We start from the raw sequence: 22,506 nt of genomic DNA, 5'->3' as shown, positions 1-22,506 counted from the left end.
CAAATCTCGTCCCGACGCGAGCTTTCACGTTTCACCATGACTCGCAAGTATCGGCCGTTGACAGCCCGTGTGTCGCTCTGCTGCGATGCCCGTGCGCTCGTCCCGGGGCGGACGTCCGCACCGGGCCACCCGGCCCGGTGCACCGTCACGATCAAAGGAGATCGACCATGTCGAGGCGATGGAGGATCGGTGCGGCCGTGGGTGCGCTCACGCTCGCTGCGACGCTGCTGGGGACCGGTGCGCAGGCGCTCACCGTGACCCCGTCCGGGGGGCCCACGTGCTCCATGGCCACCACGAAGAGCGGGACGTACGCCCGCGTCTCGAACCAGTCGTGCTGGCGCGTGCAGGTGCGCGTCCAGGCGCGCGACAGCGGCGGCACGGTCCGCTCGTACACCGGGCCCATCAGCGGCCACTTCTCCGAGGTGACGTCCCCGTCGCTCATGGTGGTCGGCTACGCCGGTCGCGGGTCCAACTCCAGCGGCACGTGGTCCGGGTACGCGGCCTTCTGACATGAGGGACGTCGTGCACCGTGCGGGACCCCTGGTGGGGCTGCTCTGCCTGCTGTCGGCCTGCTCCTCGGGCGCCGGTCCGGCGCCCGAGGAGACGCGTGAGGTGGCGGCGCTGCACCGCGAGTGGATCGACCGTGACCTGGCGGCCACCGACAGCGCGCTGGTGCGCGAGGTCCTGGCCGACCACTGGGTCACGGACGCCGAGCTCGCGGAGGCGCAGGACGACTACCGGGAGTGCCTCGAGGGCTGGCCGACCGACCTCGACGTGACGTTCGACGAGGACGGGGGCACGTCCGTGGGGCCGGTGCCGGACGGCCCCGGGGAGGCGGAGGAGTTCGACGCCTTCACCACGGGGTGCCAGGACCGGGCGTACGCGACCGTCTCGATGTACCACGGCGAGCTCCGCGCCAACCCGCAGGGGCTGACCTACGCGGAGGCTGTCCGGGCGTGCTTCGACGAGCACGGCGTCCCGGACGGCAAGGAGCTCTCGGCCGACGAGTTCGAGCGCCTCGTGCTCGGCACCGAGGGTGGCCCGGCCTACGAACCGGCGTCGCCCGAGGCCGAGCAGTGCGTGCGCGACCCGTTCCCCGGCGGCGCATGACGAGGGGCCGCGTCCGGCGACGTGGCCGGCACGGACCCGTGCCGGCCACGTCGTCCGTCCCGGTGCCGCACGCGTGCCGCGTGGACGGTGGCCGCGGTGCGGCCCCGCCGGCGCGCGCGGTGGCATGCTGGCGGGCGTGAGTCGCGTCCCTCTCCGCAAGGCCCTCGCCGACCTGCCCGCGTACGTCCCGGGCGCGCGCGTGCCCGTGGGTGCCGCGGCGTACAAGCTGTCGTCGAACGAGAACCCGTACCCGCCGCTGCCGTCGGTGGTGGCGGCGATCGCGGACGCCGCGGTCGACGTCAACCGGTACCCGGACATGTACGCGACCGAGCTGACCGCGACGCTGGCGGAGCGGCTCGGGGTGGCGCAGGAGTCGGTCGTCGCCGGGACAGGGTCGGTCGCCGTGCTCGGCCACGTGCTCACGGCGGTGTGCGAGGCGGGCGACGAGGTCGTGCTGCCCTGGCGGTCGTTCGAGGCGTACCCGATCGCGATCGAGCTGGCGCACGCGCACGGCGTGCGGGTGCCGGTCGGTGCCGACGGGCGGCTCGACCTGCCGGCCATGGCGGCCGCCGTCACGAAGCGCACGAAGGCCGTGCTGGTGTGCACGCCCAACAACCCGACGGGTCCCGCGGTCCGCGACGACGAGCTGCGCGCGTTCCTCGCGGCGGTGCCGCGCGACGTGCTCGTCGTGCTCGACGAGGCGTACGTCGAGTTCGTCCGCGACCCGCAGGCGCCCGACGCGCTCGCGCTGTTCGCCGAGCACCCGAACGTCGTCGTGCTGCGCACGTTCTCGAAGGCGTACGGGCTCGCCGGCCTGCGCGTCGGGTACGCGGTGGCGCGCCCGCGCCTCGCGACGGGCATCCGCGCGGCGTCCACGCCGTTCGGCGTCTCGCACGTCGCGCAGCTGGCCGCGCTCGCCTCGCTGCGCGCGGAGGGCGAGCTCCTGACCCGCGTCGACGCCCTGGTCGTCGAGCGCACCCGGGTGCTCGACGCACTGCGCGCGCAGGGGTGGCAGCTGCCGGACTCGCAGGCGAACTTCGTGTGGCTGCCGCTCGGCGACCTCACGTCGACGTTCGCCGACCGGTGCGCCCGCGCCGGCGTCCTGGTCCGCCCGTTCGCCGGCGACGGCGTCCGCGTGAGCGTGGGGGAGAAGGAGGCGACCGACCTCTTCCTCGAGGTCGCCGCGGAGCACGCCCCGCGCTGACGCCCGGTCGCACGGCGCTGGCGCCGTCGCGGTGCCCGCGCCAGCATGGCGGGATGGACCCGACCCCCGAGCCCGAGGTGTTCACAGGCCCCGGCTACGGCGTCGACGCGGGCTGGGTCGAGTGGCTGGCCACCGGCGTCGGCCTCGCGGTGGTGCTGGCCGTCTACCTCGTGGTGCTGGTCGCGTACGTGCGGATCATCCAGAAGGCGGGCTACTCGGGCTGGTGGGTGCTGGTCGGGCTCGTGCCGGTGCTCAACGCGGTCATGTTCCTGGTCTTCGCGTTCAGCACCTGGCCGGTCGTGCGGGAGAACGCCGAGCTGCGCGCCCGCGGCGGTCTCCCCCCGCGCTGAGGGGCCGGTGTGGGGATCCGACAAACGGTGCGGCGGACCCTTGTCGGCGCCTCCCCTCCGAACCTACGGTTCCGTAGCCTACGCTGACGTAGGTTCGCAGTCCCCGAGGCGAAGGAGGGCCCGTGAGCCCGACCGGACCCCTGACCGACGACGGTCTCGTCCAGCTGCTCACGCCCGCGGGCGAGCGCGTGGCCCACCCCGAGTACGACGGGTGGGCCGCCGACCTCACCCCCGACCGGCTCCGCGCGATGTACCGCGACATGGTGCTGACCCGCCGGTTCGACACCGAGGCGACGTCGCTGCAGCGGCAGGGCGAGCTCGCGCTGTACGCGCAGTGCCTCGGCCAGGAGGCCGCGCAGACCGGCTCCGGTCACGCGCTGGCGCCGCAGGACCACGTCTTCCCCAGCTACCGCGAGCACGGCGTCGCGCAGGCCCGCGGCCTCGAGATGACCGACCTGCTCCGCCTGTTCCGCGGCGTCGACCACGGCGGCTGGGACCCGGCCGACCACAACTTCCACCTGTTCACGCTGGTCATCGGCTCGCACACGCTGCACGCGACCGGCTACGCGATGGGTGTGCAGCGCGACGGCCTCGTCGGCACGGGCGACCCGGCGCGCGACACGGCCGTCGTCACGTACTTCGGCGACGGCGCGACCGCGCAGGGCGACGTCAGCGAGGCGCTCGTGTTCGCCTCGGTCAACCAGGCGCCCGTCGTCCTGTTCTGCCAGAACAACCAGTGGGCCATCTCGGAGCCGACGACGAAGCAGGCGCGCGTGCCGCTCGCCGACCGAGCGCCCGGGTTCGGCATCCCGTCCGTGCGGGTGGACGGCAACGACGTCGTCGCCACCTACGCCGTGACGCGCCAGGCGCTGGAGCGCGCGCGCAGCGGCGGCGGGCCGACGTTCGTCGAGGCGTTCACCTACCGCATGGGCGCGCACACGACGTCGGACGACCCGACCCGGTACCGCCCGCGCGAGCAGGAGGAGCACTGGCGGCGCCGCGACCCGATCGACCGCCTGCGTCGCCACCTGGAGGCGACCGGCGAGCTGCCGGAGGTCTTCCAGGCCGAGCTCGCCGGCGAGGCCGACGCGTTCGGCGAGCACATCCGCACGACCGTGCGGGGGATGGGCCGCCCGAGCAGCGAGAGCATGTTCGCCCACGTCTACGCGACACCGCACTCCGTGGTCGACGCGGAGCGCGCGTGGTTCACCGAGTACGAGCAGTCCTACGCCCAGCACGACGGCACCGAGGCAGGGGGGCACCGATGACGGTCACGAGCGAGCGCACCAGCACCAGCACCCCGGCGGCGCCCCCGGTGGCACCGTTCCCGACGGGGACCCAGCGCCTGCCGTTCGCGAAGGCGATCAACCTCGGCCTGCGGCGCGCGCTGGCCAACGACCCGAAGGTCCTGCTCATGGGCGAGGACATCGGCCCGCTCGGCGGTGTCTTCCGCGTCACCGACGGCCTGCACGCCGAGTTCGGCGGCGACCGGGTCGTCGACACGCCGCTCGCGGAGTCCGGCATCGTCGGCACGGCGATCGGCCTCGCGCTGCGCGGGTACCGCCCGGTGTGCGAGATCCAGTTCGACGGCTTCGTGTTCCCCGCGTTCGACCAGATCACGACGCAGCTGGCGAAGATGCACTACCGCTCGCAGGGCCGCCTGCGCCTGCCCGTCGTCATCCGCATCCCGTTCGGCGGCGGCATCGGCGCGGTCGAGCACCACAGCGAGTCGCCCGAGGTGCTGTTCGCGCACACCGCCGGCCTGCGCGTCGTCTCGCCGTCGACGCCCGCCGAGGGCTTCACGATGATCCAGCAGGCCATCGCCTCGCCGGACCCGGTCATCTTCCTCGAGCCCAAGGGCCGGTACTGGGAGAAGGGCGACGTCGACCTCGACGCGGCCCTGCCCGCCCCGCACGGTGCCCCGGCGGGCGCCGACCTCGACCACGCGCGCGTCGTCCGGCCCGGCACCGACGTGACCGTGGTCGCCTACGGCCCCACGGTCGCCACCGCGCTGAAGGCCGCCGAGGCCGCCGCCGGGGAGGGCCGCAGCCTCGAGGTGATCGACCTGCGCACCCTGTCGCCGCTCGACACCGACACCGTCGCCGCGTCCGTCGCGCGCACGGGCCGCTGCGTCGTCGTCCACGAGGCGCCCGTGCTCTACGGCACCGGCGCCGAGGTCGCGGCGCGCATCACCGAGGCGTGCTTCTTCCACCTGGAGGCGCCCGTGCTGCGCGTCGGCGGGTTCCACGCGCCGTACCCGGTGGCGAAGGTCGAGCACGACTACCTGCCCGGCCTGGACCGGCTGCTCGACACCGTCGACCGCGCGCTCGCGTTCTGAGCGCCCCACCGCACACAGGAGCACCGGTGCCGACGTACCAGCAGTTCCCCCTGCCCGACGCGGGCGAGGGCCTCACCGAGGCGGACATCGTCACGTGGCACGTCGCCGTCGGCGACGCCGTCGAGGTCAACCAGACGATCGTGGAGATCGAGACCGCGAAGTCGCTCGTCGACCTGCCGTCGCCGTGGACCGGCGTGGTCACGCGGATCCTCGTCGAGGAGGGCGCGACCGTCGAGGTCGGGACGCCGATCATCGAGGTCGACACCGACCCGCGCGGCGCCGCGCCGGCGAGCCCGACGGGTGCCCGCTCGGCCGACGCCGCTCCGGGCGCCGGCCACGGCGGCCCCCGCGCGCAGCACCCGCACCCGAGCCGGTCGTCGGAGGAGCCCGGCGGGGCCGACGAGGTCGGTGCGGCGCGTGAGGAGCGCACGACGGCGCCCGCCGGCGGCGCACCCGCGGACGAGGGCTCGGGCGCCGTGCTCGTCGGCTACGGCGTCGCCGACGGCGGGTCGCGCCGCCGGTCGCGCACCGCCGCCGCACCGGGGGGTGGTGCTGCCCGTCCGGCCGGGCCCGCGACCTCGTCCACCCCGCCGCGGCCCGCACCCGCCGCCACGTCCGCCGCCCCCGGGGCCCCCGCCACGCCCACCGACCCCGCGCCCCGGCTGCACGCGCTCGCCAAGCCGCCCGTGCGCAAGCTCGCGCGGGACCTCGGCGTCGACCTCGACGGCGTGCACGCCACCGGCCCCGGCGGCATCGTCACGCGCGAGGACGTGCTCGCGCACTCCGCGCGCGCCGAGGCCCGCACCCTCGCCACCTACCCGGGCGACGACCAGCCGTGGCTCGCCAGCGGCTCGGTCACGCCCGACGCCCGGCAGACCCGGGTGCCCGTCCGGTCCGTGCGCAAGCGCACGGCCGAGGCGATGGTGTCGAGCGCGTTCACCGCCCCGCACGTCACCGTGTTCCACACGGTCGACGTGACGCGGACGATGAAGCTCGTCGAGCGGCTGCGCGGCGACCGCGAGTTCGCCGACGTCCGCGTGACGCCGCTGCTGATCGCCGCGAAGGCGCTGCTGCTCGCCGTCGACCGGCACCCCGAGGTCAACGCGTCCTGGGACGACGCCGCGCAGGAGATCGTCTACAAGCACTACGTCAACCTCGGGATCGCGGCGGCGACGCCCCGCGGGCTCGTCGTGCCGAACATCAAGGACGCGCACCGGCTCGACCTGCTCGGGCTCGCGCGCGGGCTCGGCGAGCTGACGGCGACCGCCCGCGCGGGCCGCACGTCGCCCGCCGACATGTCCGACGGGACGATCACCATCACCAACGTCGGGGTGTTCGGCATCGACACCGGCACGCCGATCCTCAACCCGGGGGAGGCGGCGATACTGGCCTTCGGCGCGATCCGGCAGCAGCCGTGGGTGCACAAGGGCAAGGTCAAGCCGCGGCACGTCACGCAGCTCGCGCTGAGCTTCGACCACCGGCTCGTCGACGGCGAGCTGGGCGCACGCGTCCTCGCCGACGTGGCGGCGGTGCTGGCCGACCCGGCGCAGGCCCTGGTCTGGGGCTGACCGACCCACCACCGTCGACTCCCCGCCCCACCAGGCGCCGAACGGCATACCGGTGCCGTATCGGGTACCCGTGACGCGACCTGGCATTCCGTTCGGCGTCGGTGGTGGCGGCGTCGGTGGTGGCGGTGGCGGCAGTGGCTTCGGCCTCAGGGGTTGCGGCGTTCGCGCGCGAGGGCCCAGAGGCCCGCGGCGATCGCGAGCAGCTCCGTCACCGCCGAGACCCACTCCGGCCAGCCCTCCCAGCGGGCCCGCACGCCGCCGAGGCCCGCGGGCGTCGTCGCGACGACGAAGCCGCCGAGCGTCGCCGCGCCGTACGCGACCGCGCCGACCAGCGGGAGCGCGCTGCGCCACGCCACCAGCAGCACCGCGAGCACGACCCCGCCGACGCCCTGCGCGAGGAACAGCGGCCGCAGCCACATGCCCTCGAAGTAGCCGAGCCCCCACAGGTACAGGTGCACGACGCCCGACATGGCGACCGCGCCGGAGGCCAGCACGCGCGGCACCCACGCGACCGGGCGGCGGGCGCCGGCAGGCGCCGGCGTCGCGGGCACGCCGTCCGCGGCGCGCTCAGGCACCGGCGACGATCCGGCCGTCGTCGCCGACGGTCACCGCGAACGGCGGCAGCGGCTCGGTCGCCGGCCCGGACACCGGCTCGCCCTCCAGCGTGAACACCGAGCGGTGGCACGGGCACTCGAGCGCGTCGTCGCCGGGGACGACCGTGCAGCCCTGGTGCGTGCACACCGCCGACAGCCCGACGATCGTCCCCTCGGTCGGCTGCGTCAGCAGCACCGGCGTGCCGCCGGGACCCTCGACCGACAGGGCGCCGCCGACCGGCACGTCGTCCACCGAGGCCAGCGCGCCGTCCGCGCCGCCGGTGGACGAGCCTTCGCCGCCGGCGTCCTCGCCACCCGCGTCCGGGCCGCCGCCACCGCACGCCGCGAGGACGCCGACGGCCGCCGCGCCGAGCGCCGCGGCGCCCGCCCGGGCCAGGACGTCGCGCCGGGAGGGGCAGTGCCCGCAGCCGGCACCGTGGGAGGTCGCGGCGTCGTGCGGCGAGGGGGAGGTGCGGACGGACATCGGTCCTCCGGGCGGTGGGACGGGCGGCGGGCCCGCCCATCGTCGCCCGTCACCGGCCCGACGGGAAGCAGGTCGCGCCGACGCGTCCCCTAAGCGATTCGGCGTGTGGACCCCACGGCGCGACGGGCGCACGGTCGACGGGTGCTCGACGACGAGGACGCGCCGCCCCCGCGCGCCGACGGACCCCCCTCCGGTCGTCGGCCCCTCCTCCGCGGGGGCGGTGCGGCCGTCCTCGCGCTCGCCGCCGCCGTGGCCGCACACGCGCACGCGGGCGGCGCGCTGCCGACCGCCACGGTCCTGGCGGCACTCGTCGCCCTCGTCGTCGCGGCCGGCGTCGCGGCAGCCCGCGCGGTCGAGGGCCGACGTGCCGGCGGTATCGCCGCGGTCGCGGTCGCGCTCGCGGTCGTCGCGCTCCAGCCCGTGCTGACGACGCTCGCACCCGCCGTCGCACCGGCCGCCGCCGCACCCGCGCGCCCCGCGGCGCCGGGCGGGCCCCCGGGCATGCCGGTGGTGGCCGCGGTGACGGTGGCCGACCCGGGGGCGGGCGGCGCGTCGGGAACGGCCGGGGCGTCGGGGGCGTCGGCGGCGGACGCGGGCGCGCACCACCACCACGGGGCGCACGGGCACCACGGCACGGACGGGCACCACGGCGCGGACGGGCACCACGTCGCGGACGGGCACCACGTCGCGGACGCCCTCGGGGGCGAGGAGCTCGGTGCCGACCAGCTCGGCGTCGACCCGGCCGCGGCCGCCGCTCCGGCAGCGGCGGGCACGGGTGCGGAGCCGGGTGCGCCGGGTGCGGCCGCCGAGGCGGGGACGCCGCCGGCGGAGCCGGTCGTCGACCTCCTCGAGAGCCCCGGCGCGGTGGACCCGCTCCGCACGGCGGTGGCCGCGGCGGCCGCCGCGGCGGTCGTCCTCGCTGCGGGCCTCGCACGCCGCCCGCGCACGGGCCCACGACCGCGCTGACCCGGCCCTTGTGCAGGGTCCCGCAGCACCATCGCTGCACGACGGCCGGTTCGGTGGTGCGATCAGGGGTCGTCGTCGGGGAGGCGCGGCAGCCGCCCGGCTCGGCGTCGCGTCCGGGTGGCGAACCGGCCGGGTGGTGAACCGGCCGTCGTGCAGCGGTTCGGCGTGGTGGTGCTGCAGGACGGCCGGTTCGGTGGTGGTGAGCGAGGGGGCGGTCGTCGTCCCGGGTCGCGAACCGGCCGTCGTGCAGTGGTTCGGCGTGGTGGTGCTGCAGGACGGCCGGTTCGGTGGTGGTGAGCGAGGGGGGCGGTCGTCGTCCCGGGTCGCGAACCGGCCGTCGTGCAGCGCTCCGGCCTCGTGGTGCTGCAGGACGGCCGGTTCGGCGGGTGGGGGAGGGCGGCGTCCGTACGGCGGCCCGGGCGGCGCCGTGATGGGATCGGAGCAGCACCGTGCCCGCACCACGACACCGGAGAACCCGCCATGCGCCCGTCGTCCCGTCCCGCGTCGCCGCGGACACCCCTCGCACCCGTCGTCGCGCTGCTCGCGGCGCTCGCGACCGCCGTCGTGACGCTCGTGCTCGCGGCCGTGCCCGCCGCCGCGCACAACACCCTGCGGTCGAGCGACCCCGCGGACGGCGCCGCGCTCGCGGGCGCGCCGGCGCAGATCACGCTGACGTTCGACCAGGCCGCGCTCGAGCTCGGCTCCGAGGTCGTCGTCACCGCGGAGGACGGCACGGTCGTCAGCGCGGGCCCCGTGCAGCTCGCCGACGTGTCGGTCGTGCAGCCCCTTGCGGAGGACCGCCCGGCGGGCGCGTACCGCGTCGACTGGCGTGTGACCAGCGCCGACGGGCACCCGATCAGCGGCACGTTCGGCTTCACGGCGAGCGAGCCGGTCGGCGCGGCCGTGGCCGGCGGCGAGGCCGCGCCCGCCGGGGGCACGGTGACCACCATGGCGACCCCGTCCGAGGCGGCGACGACCGCGGAGGAGGACCCCACCCCGTCGCCGAGCGAGTCGGTCGACCTGACCCCGGACATGGGCGGCTCCGGCGAGGCCGCGCGCGACAACTACCCGGGCACGCTGCCGTGGTGGGCGTGGGCGCTCATGATCGTCGCCGTCATCGGCGCGGTCGCCACCGTCGTCGCGCGCAAGCAGCGCGGGGGCGACACGCCGGACCGCGGCGGCGACGTGGCGGACGGCACCCCGCAGGACCGCGGTCCCCGCACCTGATGCGCGCGCCGCGGCGCCTACGCTGATCCGGTGGAGCAGTCGTCGGTCGTCGCGGTGCGCCGCGCCGGTGCGCCCGCGGTCCTCGCGGTCACCGGGACGCTGGCGGCCCTCGCCGGCGTCGCGTTCAGCGGCACGGCCGCGGCGGTCGCGCTCGGCGACCCCGGCGCCGTCGTGCGGTGGGGCCTGCCGGTCGTCGAGACCCTCACCGAGCTCGCCGGCGCGCTGACGCTCGGGGCGCTGCTGCTCGCGGTGTGCGTGCTCCCGCGGCGCGCGTCGGCGGCGGCGGCGCGCCCGACGGCCCAGGTGCCCGCCCCCGACGCACCCGTCGCGACCGGTCGCCCCGCCCGCCTCCCCGTCGCCGACGGCAGCGCCTACCCGCGCAGCCTGGTGCTCGCGGGCGTCGCCGCGGGCACGTGGACGCTGCTGTCGGTCGTGCACCTGGTGCTCGCGTACGCGTCCGTCGCCGGGTCGTCGCCGACGTCGCCCGGGTTCGGCGACGAGCTCGCGCTGTTCGTCACGCAGATCGACCTGGGCCGCGCGCTGCTCACCCTGACGACGCTCGCGGCGGTCGCGACGGTCCTGTCGCTGGTCGTCGCGACGCCCACGGGTGCGGCGTGGGCCGCCGCGCTCGTCGTCGTGGCGCTGTGGCAGCTCGGGCAGACGGGGCACGCCGCCGGTGCCGCGAGCCACGAGCTCGCGACGTCGTCGCTGTTCCTGCACCTGGTCGGCGCGGCCGTGTGGATCGGCGCGCTGGCGGCGCTCGCGCTGCTCGTGCGCCGGCTCGGCCCGGACGTCGTCCCCGCCGTCGCGCGCTACTCGACGATCGCGGCGTGGTGCTTCGTCGCGGTCGCGGTGTCGGGCGCCGTCAACGGCGTCGTGCGGCTCGGAGGCTGGGAGGGGTTCGCCAGCCGGTACGGCGCGCTGCTGGTCGTCAAGGTCGTGCTGTTCGGCGTCCTCGGCCTGCTGGGGCTGCTGCACCGCCGGCGGACCATCCCGGCGCTCGCGGGCGACCGCGCCGGCCGGGCGTTCTGGCGGCTCGTGCTCGTGGAGCTCGCCGTCATGGGCGCGGTGTCCGGGGTGGCCGTCGCGCTGGGGGCGTCGCCGCCGCCCGTGCCGGACGAGCCGTCCGCGGACACGTCCCCGGCGTACCTGCTGACGGGCCACCCGCTGCCGCCCGAGCCGACGGGCCTGCAGTGGGTCGCGCAGTGGCGCTGGGACCTGCTGATGGCGGCCGCCGCCGTGGCGGGCGTCGTCGTGTACCTGCGGTGGGTGGCGCGGCTGCGGCGTCGCGGCGACGCGTGGCCGTGGCTGCGCACCGCGTCGTGGCTGGTCGGCATGGCGACGTTCCTGTGGACGACGTCCGGCGGGCCAGCGATGTACGGGCACGTGCTGTTCAGCGCGCACATGGTGCAGCACATGGTGCTCGCGATGGTGGTGCCGGTCCTCATCGCGCTCTCGGCGCCCGTGACGCTCGCGCTGCGGGCGCTGCCGGGCCGGTCGACGCACCTGCGGGACGACGCGTCGCGGGGCCCGCGCGAGTGGGTGCTGACGCTCGTGCACAGCCGCGTCGGCACGTTCCTCGCGCACCCGGTGGTCGCGGCGGTGAACTTCGCCGGCTCGATGGTCGTCTTCTACTACTCGCCGGTGTTCGAGTGGTCGATGCGCAGCCCGGTCGGGCACCTCGTGATGGTCGTGCACTTCTCCGTCGCGGGGTACCTGTTCGTCAACGCGCTCGTGGGCGTCGACCCGGGCCCGACGCGCCCGCCGTACCCGATGCGCCTGCTGCTGCTGTTCGCGACGATGGCGTTCCACGCGTTCTTCGGCGTCGCGCTGGTGGGCGGGCAGTCGCTGCTCGCGGCCGACTGGTTCGGCCTCATGGGCCGCCCGTGGGGGCCGTCGGCGATCCGCGACCAGCAGCTCGGCGGGTCGGTCGCGTGGGGGATCGGCGAGATCCCGACGGTCGTGCTGGCGATCGTCGTGGCGGTGCAGTGGACGCGCGACGACGAGCGCACGGCCCGCCGCAACGACCGCCGCGCGGACCGGGACGGCGACGCCGAGCTCGGCGAGTACAACGCGATGCTCGCGGGCCTGGCCGAGCGGGAGCCCGGCCGGCGCTGACCCGCTCGCGGGCGGCGCCGGCGGACGTGGCGCGGGCCGTCGAGTGTTCGCCCGTCCTTCACCCCGTGCTCACCGCGCGTGCCGCTGACCGGTTCGTCCGGTTGCCAGGCTGTCGCCGCCCAGCCCCCCGCACGCACGGAGACACCCATGACCACGACCGACGACCGCGACGTCGCGGCCGGCGTCCACCGCCGCACCCTCCTGCCCCTGCTGCCGATGGCGGGCCACACGGCGGGCCGGCGCTCGCCCGTGACCTGCCACCTGCGCTGCGGCGACGCGTGCGCGCAGCCTGTGCCGAACACCAGCGGCAACGCCTACTTCCGCGACGTCGCGTCCGCCGCCCTGTCGCGCCGCGCCGTCCTCGCCGGCGGTCTGGTCGCGGGTGCCGCGGTCGTGGTCGGGTCGGTCGTCGCCGACGCGCCCGCCGCGGCCGCGCACGACCTCGGCCACGGCTGGGGCCGCGGCCGACTGCCGTTCGCCCCGATCGCGCCCGTGCCCGCCGCCACGGACGCCCTCACGGTGCCCGACGGCTACCGCTGGGCGCCGCTCGTGCGCTGGGGCGACCCGCTGATGTCCCCCCAGGACGTCTTCGACCCGGCGACGATCACGCCGGAGACCGCGGAGCGCCTGTTCGGCTACAACTGCGACTACCTCGACATCCTCGAGCAGCCGGGCGGCCGCACGGCGTTCCTCGTGGCCAACCACGAGTACACGAACGAGAACATCATGTTCCCGCCCGCCACGACGCCGCAGGAGCTCGACCGCCAGCGCCGGGTCGCGATGGCCGCGCACGGCATGTCGGTCGTGGCGCTGCACCGCCGCCGCAAGGGTGGGCCCTGGGAGTACCAGGTCGGGGCGCGCGTCAACCGGCGGATCACCGCGTCGACGCCCTTCGTGCTCGACGGGCCGGCCGCCGGGTCGGACCTGCTGAAGACGGTGGCGGACCCGGCCGGCACCACGGTGCTCGGCACGCTCAACAACTGCGCCGGCGGCACGACGCCGTGGGGCACGGTGCTCTCGGGCGAGGAGAACGTCAACCAGTACTTCCGCGCGCGCGGCACGGCCGAGGAGAAGCGCTACGGCTTCGGCGACAAGGAGACGACCCGCGGCTGGGAGCACGTCGACCCGCGCTTCGACGCGCGCACGCCGGGCTACGAGAACGAGGTCAACCGGTTCGGCTGGGTCGTCGAGATCGACCCGGAGGACCCGACGGCGCCGCCGGTCAAGCACACGGCCCTCGGCCGCTTCAAGCACGAGGGCGCGAACGTCATCGTCGGCCGCTCCGGCCACGTCGCGGCGTACATGGGCGACGACGAGCGCTTCGACTACGTGTACAAGTTCGTGTCGAAGGAGCGCTACAAGCCCGGCGCCCGTCACCGCGCCCGGAACAAGCAGCTGCTCTCCGCGGGCAACCTGTACGTCGCGCGGTTCCACGGCGACTCGCCGGTCGAGCAGATCACCGGCACGGGTGCGCTGCCCTCCGACGGCGCGTTCGACGGCACGGGCGAGTGGGTGCCGCTGGTGCTCGACGGCGTCAGCCAGGTCCCGGGCTTCACGACCGAGCAGGTGCTCGTGCACACGCGCCTCGCCGCCGACGCGGTGGGCGCGACGAAGATGGACCGCCCGGAGGACGTCGAGCCGAACCCGCTCACCGGCCGCATCTACGTCGCGTGCACCAACAACACGGACCGCGGCAAGGCCGGCAAGGAGGGCGCCACGGAGCCGAACCCGCGCGTCGAGAACCGTCACGGGCACGTCGTCGAGATCACCGAGGCGTACGGCGACGCCCGGTCCACGACCTTCGGCTGGGCCATCGTCCTGCTCGCGGGCGACCCGGCGACGACGTCCGGCACCTACTTCGCCGGCTTCCCGCCGGAGAAGGTCTCGCCCATCTCCTGCCCCGACAACGTCGCGTTCGACTCCGAGGGCACGCTCTGGATCTCGACGGACGGCCAGCCGGGCACCATCGGCTACGGCGACGGCCTGTTCAAGATGCCGCTCACCGGCCGCGAGCGCGGCCGCGTGCAGCAGTTCCTCTCGGTGCCCGCCGGCGCGGAGACGTGCGGCCCGGTGATCCGCGACCGCGACTCCATGGTCTACGTCGCCGTGCAGCACCCGGGCGAGGACGGCGCCTGGGGCGCGCAGCAGTCGTTCTTCCCCGACTACGTCGCCGAGGGGACCCTCGAGGGCGGCCGCTGGGGCGGCCCGCGCCCGAGCGTCGTGCAGGTCTGGCGCGACTGACGTCGCGCGCCCGTCGGCCGGCCCGTCGCACCGTGCGTGCGGCGGGCCGGTCGCCGTCCGCGGACGGCCCGGCGCGCACGACCGGCGACACGGGAAAGCGCTCCGCTGCACGCCCTACGGGCGTGATAGACCGGTGCGGTGACCGAACCCACCACCCCCGACGCACCCGCGACGCCCTTCCACGACCTGGACGCGTACATCGCGCTGCCGCGCCTCGGCGGCCTGAGGCTCTCGCCCGACGGCACGCGCCTCGTCACGGCCGTGCAGACCCTCGACCGCAAGCGCACCGCGTGGGTGACCGCGCTGTGGGAGGTCGACCCGGCCGGCGAGAAGCCCGCGCGCCGCCTGACGCGCAGCGCCAAGAGCGAGGCGTCCGCGGCGTTCACGCCGTCCGGCGACCTGCTCTTCACGAGCGCGCGCCCCGACCCCGACGCCGAGGACCCCGACGGCGACCCGACGCCCGCGCTGTGGCTGCTGCCGGCGGACGGTGCGGAGGCGCGCGTGGTCGCGCACCGCGCGTCCGGCGTCGGCGGCGTGCAGGTGGCGACGGACGCGCCGACCGTCCTCGTCGTCTCCGACGTGCTGCCGTCGGCGGCCGACGACGAGGCCGACGCGCGCATCGCCAAGGAGCGCAAGGACAAGAAGGTCGCCGCGATCCTGCACGACTCGTACCCGATCCGGTACTGGGACCACGACCTCGGCCCGGCGACGCCGCACGCGTTCGTCGCCTCGGTGTCCGACGAGGTCGCGACGCCCGTCGCCGGTGAGCGCGACCCGCGCCTGGCGCTGCGGGACGTCACCCCGGACGCGGGCACCGGCCTGCGCGAGCAGCACCCGGTCCTCACGCCCGACGGCCGGACGGTCGTCACCTCGTGGGGCCGCAACGTCGCGCGGGGCGACGTGCGCACCGACCTGGTGACGATCGACGTCGCGACCGGCGAGCGGTCCGTGCTCCTCTCGGACCCCGACGCCGACCTCGGCAGTCCGGTCGTCTCGCCCGACGGCCGGTGGGTCGCCTACGAGCGCGAGACGCTCTCCACGCCGCACGACGCGCCGGCCATCGAGCTGTGGGTCGTGGCGCTGACGGGCGGCGAGCCGCGCCGGCTCGGTGCCGACTGGGACCGCTGGCCCGGCGCCGTCGTGTGGCTGCCGACGTCCGACGGCCTGCTGGTCACGGCCGACGACGACGGCCGCGCGCCGATGTTCCACGTGGAACTGAGCTCCGGCGCTGTGACGCGCCTCACCAGCGACGACGCCGCCTTCTCGGACGTGCAGGTGGCTCCCGACGGCCGCACGGCCTACGCGCTGCGCACGTCGTACGAGGCCCCGGCACACCCCGTCCGGATCGACCTGGCGGCCGCGCTCGAGGGCGGCGCGCCGGTCGCGGCGACGCCCCTGCCGGCGCCGGCCCCGCTGCCCGCGCTGCCCGGTCGGCTCGAGGAGGTCGAGACGACGGCCGAGGACGGCTCGCGCGTCCGTGCCTGGCTCGCGGTGCCCGACGGCGCGTCCGCGGACGACCCCGCGCCGTTCCTGCTGTGGATCCACGGCGGCCCGCTCGGCTCCTGGAACGCGTGGTCGTGGCGCTGGAACCCGTGGCTGCTGGTCGCGCAGGGCTACGCGGTGCTGCTGCCGGACCCGGCGCTGTCGACCGGGTACGGGCAGGAGTTCGTCCAGCGCGGCTGGGGCGCCTGGGGTGCCGCGCCGTACACCGACCTGATGGCGGTGACGGACGCGGCGCTGCAGCGGCCGGACCTCGACGCCACCCGCACGGCCGCGATGGGCGGCTCGTTCGGCGGCTACATGGCCAACTGGGTCGCCGGGCACACCGACCGCTTCCGCGCGATCGTCACGCACGCGAGCCTGTGGGCCCTCGACCAGTTCGGCCCCACGACGGATGCGTCGTACTACTGGCAGCGCGAGATGACGCCGGAGATGGCGCTGGAGAACTCGCCGCACCGGTTCGTCGGCGACATCGTCACGCCGATGCTCGTCATCCACGGCGACAAGGACTACCGCGTGCCCATCGGCGAGGGCCTGCGGCTCTGGTACGAGCTGCTGTCCGCGTCGGGCCTGCCCGCCGACGACGAGGGCCGCACGGCCCACCGGTTCCTCTACTTCCCGGACGAGAACCACTGGGTGCTCACGCCGCAGCACGCGAAGGTCTGGTACCAGGCCGTCGAGGCGTTCCTCGCGACGCACGTGCTCGGGCGGACCGGGGACGACGCGGTCGCCTACCCGGAGATCCTCGGCTGACAGATCCGCCCGTCACGACGCCCCGTCGCCCGCACCCGCGGACGGCGGGGCGTCGTGCTGCCGGCGCGGGAAAGCCGGTCGGCCGATCAGCCGTCGAGTTCCACGACAGCGTCTCGGAGCGTCGTCAGTCGGGCCGCCTGGTCGACGTCGACCCCTCGCCCCTGACGCGCGAGCAGCGCGCCCACCAGCGCGAGCACGTCGTTGTAGGCGCCCGTTCCGATGCCGGACCGCGTGAGCCCCCCGGCCAGAACGGCCAGCAGGTCCTCGACGTCGCACGCCACCTCGAACTCGTCCTCCGTGGCGTCGTCGGGCACGTCCGGAGCGGCGGTGAACGCGGCCTCGACGGCCAGGACGGCGTGCCGCACCGCCCGCTTCCGCCGGCGTCGGTCGGACCAGATCACGGTCCGCAGCCTCCCACGCGCGGCTCAGCTTCTGGGTGGCCTCAGTCGACGTCCGACTCGAGGAGATCCCGCAGGCGGGCGAGGTCGCCGCGCATGAGCTCGGCGTCGCGCGCCATGTCCTGGTCCGACATGCCGGGCGCACGGCGCAGCGTGATGACGACCTCGCACGCGTCGTCGCCGTCGGGGAGCACCCGCAGCGGGACGTGCACGGTCTCGCCGGTGGGCGTGCGGACCTCGTGGTCGAGCACGCCGTACGGGTTCTGCGGCGCGAACCGCACGCGGGCAGGCCCGGCGTCGGTGCTCACCCACCAGTCGCCGTCGCGCTGCTCGACGTCCGACCCCAGGCCCGACGCCCAGCGCGGCAGGTGGCGGGGGTCGGACGCGAACGCGTAGACGTCGGCCGCGGGGCGCGCGACGTGCTGGCCGAGGTGCACGGAGTCGGTCGCCATGCGGCGATGGTCGCAGCCGGCACCGACAGCCGCACCGGCGGGACCTGGCGCGACCCGGGGCCGGACGGACAGGATGGCGGTGCTGCCCTGGTCCCGACACGGACGTGCGCAGTGCGGGACGACCGATCCGGGGGCGCGGCGTCGACGGGTGCCGTGCGGCGACCAGGTGGTGGGCGATGCGCGAGGACGTGCTGGGCCGGGACGAGGAGCTGCGGCGGCTGGGGCTGCTGGTCGGCCGTGCGCGGGACGGACGCGGCGGCGCGCTGCTGCTCGTCGGCGACGCGGGGATCGGCAAGACGACCCTGCTGCACGCGGCGGGCGCGCACGCCGGCGGTCTGCAGCTCGTCCGCGTCGACGGGTACGAGGCCGAGCAGACGATCCCGTTCGCCGCGGTGCAGCGGTGCCTGCGACAGCTGCACGAGCACCTGCCCGCCCTGCCGGACCGGCACCGGCACGCGCTCGAGGTGGCGTCGGGGGAGGCGGCCGGTGCGCCGCCCGACCGGTTCCTCGTGGGGCTCGGCGTGCTGAGCCTCCTGGGCGTCGCCGGGCAGCGCCGGCCGGTCGTGTGCGTGGTCGACGACGCGCACCTGCTCGACCCGGAGTCGCTCGACGTGCTCGCGTTCGTCGCCCGGAGGCTCGAGGCCGAGCGGGCCGTCCTGCTGCTCGCCGCGCGCGAGGACGACGAGCTCGCGGCCCGTACCGCGGGCATCGACACGCTGCGGCTGGGCGGCCTGCCCACCGACGCGGCGGTCCGCCTGCTCGCGGGCTCCCTGCCGGGCCTCGACCCGGCCGTCGCCGTGCAGGTGGCTGCGGCCACGGGCGGCAACCCGCTCGCGCTCGTCGACCTGGCGGGCGAGCTGACGGTCCGCCGGCTGTCGGAGACGACGTTCGGCGACGAGCCGCTGCCGATCGGCCGGCACCTCGAGCAGTTCTACCTGCGGCAGGTGCGCGCCCTCGACGCGGACGCGCAGCGCTGGCTGCTCGTCGCGGCGGCCGAGTCGACGGGCGACGCCGACCTCATCGACGCGGCCGCGCGCGAGCTCGGCCTCGCGGACGACGCGGCCGACGCCGCCGAGACCGCCGGGCTCGTCGAGCGCGGCCGTGCGGTCGCCTTCCGGCACCCGCTGGTCCGGTCGGCCGCGTACAACGCCGCGCACGGCAAGGAGCGCCGGCAGGTGCACCGCGCGCTGTCGACCATCGCGGAGAAGACGGACCTGCCGGAGCGTGCGGCGTGGCACGCGGCGAAGGCGACGGTCGGCACGGACGAGGACGTCGCGCAGCGCCTGGAGCTGGTGGCCGACCAGGCCGCGGCCCGCGGCGGGTTCGCCTCGCGCGCCCGCGTCCTCGCCGAGGCGTCGGCCCTGACCCCGCCCGGCCGCCGCAGGTACGCCCGGCTGGTCCGGGCGGCCGAGGCGGCGCTCGTCGCCGGCCGCGGGCAGCTCGCGAAGGACCTGGTCGACGAGATCGACGACGAGGTGCTCGACCCGGTGTCCCGCGGGCGGCTCATGGTGGTCGACGCCGACTACGCGCTGTTCGTCGCCGCGCCGGCCCTGACGCACGCCGCGGCCGACATGCTCGCCGCCGCGGAGCTCTTCCACGACGAGGACCCCGAGCTGGAGCAGACGGCGCTCGTGCGCGCGTGGGAGCGCGCCCTGCCGGCCGAGCGCTCGGCCACCGGCCTGGACTGGGACGACGTCGGCCGCCGCCTGACGGCCGGGGCGGGGGTGCGCGACGGCGACGCGGCGGTCGTGCTGCGCGCGCTGGGGGCGCTCGTGCGCCTGCCCTACGCCGAGGCGGTCCCGCTGGTGCGGGCGGCCCTCGACGCGTTCGAGCGGATGGACGACGCGTCGTTCCTGCGCCTCGGCGCGAGCAGCGTCGGGCTGGCCACCGCGGTGTGGGACGTCGACGCGCGGCACCGGCTGATGACCCGCTGCGCCGACGTCGCGCGCGACGCGGGCGCCCTGCAGGCGCTCGACTGCGCGCTGTGGGCGCTCGCGCTCGTCGAGGCGGCGGACGGCTCGCCGCGGCGGGCGGTGCAGTACATGGAGCAGGTGCGCGAGCTGCGCCGCGCGATCGGGTACGAGGCGGAGCACGTCGTGAACCTGTCCGTCCTGGTGTGGTCGGGCGTCGCGCGCGAGCAGGTGCACGCGATCGCCGGGGCGACGCTCGCCACGGGGTTCGGCGGGGTGCACTCGGCGGCGCTCGCGGGCCTGGCGGTGGTCGACCTCGCCGACGGCCGGTACGCGCAGGCGTACGACCTGCTGGCGCCCTTCGTCGCCGACCCGTTCTTCCACGTCACCCCGACGCTCTGGCCGGACCACGTCGAGGCCTGCGTGCGCAGCGGGCGCCTGGACGAGGGCGAGCGGGTGCTGCGCCTGCTGGAGGAGCGGGCGGCGGCGTGCGCGTCGCCGTGGGCGCTGGGGCTGGCGGCGCGCAGCCGGGCGCTGGTGGACGCCGCCCGGGCGGCCGACGACGCGAGTGCGTCCGCCCGCGTCGAGGAGGCGTTCGGCACCGCGGTCGCGCTGCTCGACGGGCTCCGCACCCCGGTCGACCTCGGCCGCGCGCACCTGCTGCACGGCGAGTGGCTGCGCCGGCGGCGGCGCCGCGCCGACGCGCGCACGCACCTGCGGCGGGCCGCGGAGATCCTCGACCACGCCGGGGCGGAGCCGTTCGCGGCGCGGGCGCGGCGCGAGCTCGAGGCGGCGGGGGACACCGTGGCCGTCGCCGCCGCGCCGGGGCGTCCGGCGGGGCTGACGCCGCAGGAGCTGACCGTCGCCGAGCTCGCGGCGGCGGGCCGGACCAACGCCGAGATCGGCGCGACGATGTTCCTCAGCGTCAACACCGTCGACTACCACCTGCGCAAGGTGTTCCAGAAGCTCGGCATCTCCTCGCGCCGCCAGCTCGCCGACCGCCTCGGCCGCGCCTGAGGCCGCCGGCCGCGCGCCACCGACGTGTTCGGGGCACTACGCACCGTCCGTGGTCCACGCGCCCGTGTCCCCGCAGGACGCTGGGTCCGCCCACCCGCCCGGACCCGCCGGAGGTACCCGCCATGCCCTACGTCACCGCCGACGACGGCGCGCAGATCTTCTACAAGGACTGGGGGACCGGCGGGACGCCCGTGGTCCTCAGCCACGGCTGGCCCCTGAACGCCGACGCGTGGGAGGCCGCGGCGCTCTTCCTCGCCGAGCACGGCCACCGCGCGATCGCGCACGACCGCCGCGGCCACGGCCGCTCGAGCCAGACCTGGCACGGCAACGAGATGGACACCTACGCCGACGACCTGGCGTGCCTGCTCGACCACCTCGACCTGACCGACGTCACCCTCGTCGGCCACTCGACCGGCGGCGGCGAGGTGGTCCGCTACGTCGGGCGGCACGGCACGGCGCGCGTCGCCAAGGTGGTGCTGGTCAGCGCCGTCCCGCCGCTCATGCTCCGCACCGACGACAACCCCGACGGCGTCCCGGGGGAGGTGTTCGACGGCCTGCGCGCCGGCGAGCGCGCGAACCGCGCCCAGCTCTACCGCGACCTCGCGGACGGCCCGTTCTTCGGGCACAACCGCACGCACGACGTGCCGCAGGGGTTCCGCGACGCGTTCTGGCTGCAGGGCATGGCGTGCGGGCACCGCGCCGCGTACGAGTGCATCGCCGCGTTCTCGGCGACGGACTTCCGCCCGGACCTCGCCACGATCGACGTCCCCACCCTGGTCGTCCACGGCGACGACGACCAGATCGTGCCCTTCACGGTCGGCGGGCAGCGCACCGCCGAGCTCGTGGAGGGCGCCACGCTCCGGGTCTACGAGGGCAGCCCGCACGCGCTGCCCGACACCGACCGCGAGCGCCTGCACGCCGACCTGCTCACCTTCATCGACGGCTGAGGAGCACCGCCATGACCGGAACCACCGGCACGCGCCCGGACACGATCGTCCTCGTCCACGGGCTGTGGATGACCCCCCGCAGCTGGGAGGACTGGGTCGCGCACTACGAGGCGAAGGGCTACACCGTCCTCGCACCCGCCTACCCGGGCTTCGAGATCGAGGTCGAGGCGCTGCGCGAGAACCCGGAGGTGATCGCCCGGCTCACCGTGCCCGAGACGGTGGACCACCTGGCGGCCGTCGTCGAGTCCGTCGCGACGCCGCCGATCATCATGGGCCACTCCTTCGGCGGAGCCCTCACGCAGCTGCTGCTGGCCCGCGGTCTGGGCTCGGCCGGCGTCGCGATCGACTCGGCGCCCACCGAGGGCGTGCGCGTCAACCCGCTGTCGCAGGCGCGCTCGCTGTTCCCCGCGCTGAAGAACCCGGCGAACCGGCGCGCGGCCGTCGCGTTCACCCCCGAGGAGTTCCACTACGCGTTCACCAACACGCTCGACGAGGAGGAGTCGCGGCGGGTCTGGGAGCGCTACGCGATCGCCGCGCCCGGCCACTGGGTGTTCGAGTACGGGCTGTTCGCGAACTTCAAGCCCGGTCACCAGGAGACGTGGGTGGACTACGACGCGGACCGCGCGCCGCTGCTCTTCGTCGCCGGCGAGAAGGACCACATCATGCCGCCGTCGGTGAACCGGTCCAACGCCCGGCACTACCACCGCTCGCCGGCGGTCACGGACTACCAGGAGCTGCCGGGACGGGACCACTGGACGTGCGGCGCACCCGGCTGGGAGGACGTCGCCGACCTCGCGCTCGACTGGGCGCTCGACCACGCCCGCGTCGACCGGCCGTGGGCCGTCGCCCGACCGGCGGGATGACCGGCGGGCTGGACGCGCGTCCGGCGCCGCCGACCGCTCGAGGTGCGGGCCGGGCCGGACACCGACAGACTTCCCGCACCACGACCGGGGCGCCGCCCCGGTCCCGGCTGAAGGAGCGGACATGGGCATCGGAGGAGGCATCACTCTCCTGGTCATCGGGGCGATCCTCTCGTTCGGCGTCGCCGACCGGATCGAGGGCATCAACCTCACGGTGATCGGGTACATCCTCATGGGCGGTGGCCTGATCTGGCTCATCGCGGCGATCGCGACGAACGCGCAGCGCACCAACACCACCCACCGCGAGGTCGTCGAGCGGCACGACAACCCGCCGGCGCCGCGCGCCTGAGGACCCGCCGGCGTCCCGCGACGGACGCCGCCCCGCACCACCGCACCACCCGTACCACCCGGCGCCGGCCGGGGGCCGCGGGGGGGCGGCGCCGCCCGGGCCCCCCCCCGCGGCCGCGGAC

The 22,506-nt window shown here is 76.1% G+C and carries 20 protein-coding genes; 16 read left to right on the top strand and 4 right to left on the bottom strand.

Annotated features, from left to right (window positions below; all coding sequences use genetic code 11):
- The first annotated feature begins 167 nt into the window (after positions 1–167).
- From ACFUMH_RS00100 to ACFUMH_RS00070, 7 genes are all read left to right on the top strand, one after another.
- On the top strand, positions 168–509 hold the full coding sequence (locus tag ACFUMH_RS00100) for a hypothetical protein (RefSeq protein WP_378198430.1): 342 nt from the start codon (positions 168–170) through the stop codon (positions 507–509).
- 1 nt (position 510) lies between these two features.
- A complete protein-coding gene (locus ACFUMH_RS00095) occupies positions 511–1,110 on the top strand; it encodes a hypothetical protein (RefSeq protein WP_378198427.1) in 600 nt (199 codons plus the stop codon).
- Between the two features lie 124 nt (positions 1,111–1,234).
- The gene (gene hisC, locus ACFUMH_RS00090; protein WP_378198424.1) at positions 1,235–2,314 is read left to right on the top strand and encodes a histidinol-phosphate transaminase; all 1,080 of its coding nucleotides are present in this window, start codon (positions 1,235–1,237) and stop codon (positions 2,312–2,314) included.
- A gap of 53 nt (positions 2,315–2,367) precedes the next feature.
- Positions 2,368–2,664 (top strand): hypothetical protein, encoded by a 297-nt coding sequence (locus tag ACFUMH_RS00085; protein ID WP_378198421.1) that lies wholly within the window; start codon positions 2,368–2,370, stop codon positions 2,662–2,664.
- Positions 2,665–2,786: 122 nt separating this feature from the next.
- Entirely contained in the window at positions 2,787–3,932 is a 1,146-nt protein-coding gene (gene pdhA, locus ACFUMH_RS00080) for a pyruvate dehydrogenase (acetyl-transferring) E1 component subunit alpha (protein ID WP_378198418.1), read from the top strand.
- Positions 3,929–5,002: an alpha-ketoacid dehydrogenase subunit beta gene (locus tag ACFUMH_RS00075; RefSeq protein WP_378198414.1), complete on the top strand. Its 1,074-nt coding sequence runs from the start codon at positions 3,929–3,931 to the stop codon at positions 5,000–5,002. Before pdhA ends, ACFUMH_RS00075 begins: the two co-directional genes overlap by 4 nt.
- Positions 5,003–5,028: 26 nt before the next feature.
- The gene (locus ACFUMH_RS00070) at positions 5,029–6,570 is read left to right on the top strand and encodes a dihydrolipoamide acetyltransferase family protein (RefSeq protein ID WP_378198411.1); all 1,542 of its coding nucleotides are present in this window, start codon (positions 5,029–5,031) and stop codon (positions 6,568–6,570) included.
- 146 nt (positions 6,571–6,716) lie between these two features.
- On the opposite strand, the gene ACFUMH_RS00065 is transcribed toward ACFUMH_RS00070, so the two are convergent.
- Together ACFUMH_RS00065 and ACFUMH_RS00060 are read right to left on the bottom strand one after the other, a co-directional pair.
- Positions 6,717–7,145, bottom strand: a complete 429-nt coding sequence (locus ACFUMH_RS00065; protein ID WP_378198408.1) for a hypothetical protein — start codon at positions 7,143–7,145, stop codon at positions 6,717–6,719.
- Entirely contained in the window at positions 7,138–7,647 is a 510-nt protein-coding gene (locus ACFUMH_RS00060) for a Rieske (2Fe-2S) protein (protein ID WP_378198405.1), read from the bottom strand. The genes ACFUMH_RS00065 and ACFUMH_RS00060 overlap by 8 nt, the downstream gene beginning before the upstream one ends.
- 141 nt (positions 7,648–7,788) lie before the next feature.
- Between ACFUMH_RS00060 and ACFUMH_RS00055 the strand changes: the two genes are divergently transcribed.
- The 5 genes from ACFUMH_RS00055 (at position 7,789) to ACFUMH_RS00035 (ending at position 16,452) form a co-directional block, all read left to right on the top strand.
- Positions 7,789–8,613 (top strand): hypothetical protein, encoded by an 825-nt coding sequence (locus tag ACFUMH_RS00055; RefSeq protein ID WP_378198402.1) that lies wholly within the window; start codon positions 7,789–7,791, stop codon positions 8,611–8,613.
- Positions 8,614–9,093: 480 nt separating this feature from the next.
- Positions 9,094–9,840: a copper resistance protein CopC gene (locus ACFUMH_RS00050; protein WP_378198399.1), complete on the top strand. Its 747-nt coding sequence runs from the start codon at positions 9,094–9,096 to the stop codon at positions 9,838–9,840.
- A 30-nt stretch (positions 9,841–9,870) separates the two neighbouring features.
- Complete coding sequence (locus ACFUMH_RS00045; RefSeq protein WP_378198396.1) at positions 9,871–11,958, top strand: cytochrome c oxidase assembly protein; 2,088 nt, start codon at positions 9,871–9,873, stop codon at positions 11,956–11,958.
- Between the two features lie 147 nt (positions 11,959–12,105).
- Entirely contained in the window at positions 12,106–14,199 is a 2,094-nt protein-coding gene (locus tag ACFUMH_RS00040) for a PhoX family protein (protein WP_378198393.1), read from the top strand.
- Positions 14,200–14,337: 138 nt separating this feature from the next.
- Positions 14,338–16,452: a prolyl oligopeptidase family serine peptidase gene (locus ACFUMH_RS00035; RefSeq protein ID WP_378198390.1), complete on the top strand. Its 2,115-nt coding sequence runs from the start codon at positions 14,338–14,340 to the stop codon at positions 16,450–16,452.
- 86 nt (positions 16,453–16,538) lie between these two features.
- On the opposite strand, the gene ACFUMH_RS00030 is transcribed toward ACFUMH_RS00035, so the two are convergent.
- Positions 16,539–16,853 (bottom strand): hypothetical protein, encoded by a 315-nt coding sequence (locus tag ACFUMH_RS00030; protein WP_378198387.1) that lies wholly within the window; start codon positions 16,851–16,853, stop codon positions 16,539–16,541.
- Positions 16,854–16,894: 41 nt separating this feature from the next.
- The gene (locus ACFUMH_RS00025; RefSeq protein WP_378198383.1) at positions 16,895–17,302 is read right to left on the bottom strand and encodes an SRPBCC family protein; all 408 of its coding nucleotides are present in this window, start codon (positions 17,300–17,302) and stop codon (positions 16,895–16,897) included.
- 176 nt (positions 17,303–17,478) lie between these two features.
- Between ACFUMH_RS00025 and ACFUMH_RS00020 the strand changes: the two genes are divergently transcribed.
- The 4 genes from ACFUMH_RS00020 to ACFUMH_RS00005 all read left to right on the top strand — a co-directional run bounded on the left by ACFUMH_RS00020 (position 17,479) and on the right by ACFUMH_RS00005 (position 22,385).
- Complete coding sequence (locus tag ACFUMH_RS00020) at positions 17,479–20,229, top strand: helix-turn-helix transcriptional regulator (RefSeq protein WP_378198380.1); 2,751 nt, start codon at positions 17,479–17,481, stop codon at positions 20,227–20,229.
- A 122-nt stretch (positions 20,230–20,351) separates the two neighbouring features.
- Positions 20,352–21,176 carry an alpha/beta fold hydrolase gene (locus tag ACFUMH_RS00015; protein WP_378198377.1) on the top strand — a complete coding sequence of 275 codons (825 nt, stop codon included), beginning with the start codon at positions 20,352–20,354 and terminating at the stop codon, positions 21,174–21,176.
- 11 nt (positions 21,177–21,187) lie between these two features.
- A complete protein-coding gene (locus ACFUMH_RS00010) occupies positions 21,188–22,039 on the top strand; it encodes an alpha/beta hydrolase (protein ID WP_378198373.1) in 852 nt (283 codons plus the stop codon).
- Positions 22,040–22,160: 121 nt separating this feature from the next.
- Complete coding sequence (locus ACFUMH_RS00005; protein WP_378198370.1) at positions 22,161–22,385, top strand: DUF6458 family protein; 225 nt, start codon at positions 22,161–22,163, stop codon at positions 22,383–22,385.
- The last annotated feature ends 121 nt before the right edge of the window (positions 22,386–22,506 follow it).

The sequence above is a fragment of the Cellulomonas sp. NPDC057328 genome, from assembly GCF_042667215.1.
Taxonomy (GTDB): Bacteria; Actinomycetota; Actinomycetes; order Actinomycetales; family Cellulomonadaceae; genus Cellulomonas.
The sequence above is the reverse complement of the archived record's forward strand: the minus strand, read 5'-3'. Positions and strand labels throughout refer to the sequence as shown.

Coding starts and splice junctions, on each gene's coding strand:
- ACFUMH_RS00010 (WP_378198373.1), top strand. CDS start 21,188: ATGACCGGAACCACCGGCACGCGCCCGGACACGATCGTCCTCGTCCAC.
- ACFUMH_RS00085 (WP_378198421.1), top strand. CDS start 2,368: ATGGACCCGACCCCCGAGCCCGAGGTGTTCACAGGCCCCGGCTACGGC.
- ACFUMH_RS00095 (WP_378198427.1), top strand. CDS start 511: ATGAGGGACGTCGTGCACCGTGCGGGACCCCTGGTGGGGCTGCTCTGC.
- ACFUMH_RS00020 (WP_378198380.1), top strand. CDS start 17,479: ATGCGCGAGGACGTGCTGGGCCGGGACGAGGAGCTGCGGCGGCTGGGG.
- ACFUMH_RS00050 (WP_378198399.1), top strand. CDS start 9,094: ATGCGCCCGTCGTCCCGTCCCGCGTCGCCGCGGACACCCCTCGCACCC.
- ACFUMH_RS00075 (WP_378198414.1), top strand. CDS start 3,929: ATGACGGTCACGAGCGAGCGCACCAGCACCAGCACCCCGGCGGCGCCC.
- ACFUMH_RS00015 (WP_378198377.1), top strand. CDS start 20,352: ATGCCCTACGTCACCGCCGACGACGGCGCGCAGATCTTCTACAAGGAC.
- hisC (WP_378198424.1), top strand. CDS start 1,235: ATGCTGGCGGGCGTGAGTCGCGTCCCTCTCCGCAAGGCCCTCGCCGAC.
- ACFUMH_RS00040 (WP_378198393.1), top strand. CDS start 12,106: ATGACCACGACCGACGACCGCGACGTCGCGGCCGGCGTCCACCGCCGC.
- ACFUMH_RS00005 (WP_378198370.1), top strand. CDS start 22,161: ATGGGCATCGGAGGAGGCATCACTCTCCTGGTCATCGGGGCGATCCTC.
- ACFUMH_RS00060 (WP_378198405.1), bottom strand. CDS start 7,647: ATGTCCGTCCGCACCTCCCCCTCGCCGCACGACGCCGCGACCTCCCAC.
- ACFUMH_RS00025 (WP_378198383.1), bottom strand. CDS start 17,302: ATGGCGACCGACTCCGTGCACCTCGGCCAGCACGTCGCGCGCCCCGCG.
- ACFUMH_RS00100 (WP_378198430.1), top strand. CDS start 168: ATGTCGAGGCGATGGAGGATCGGTGCGGCCGTGGGTGCGCTCACGCTC.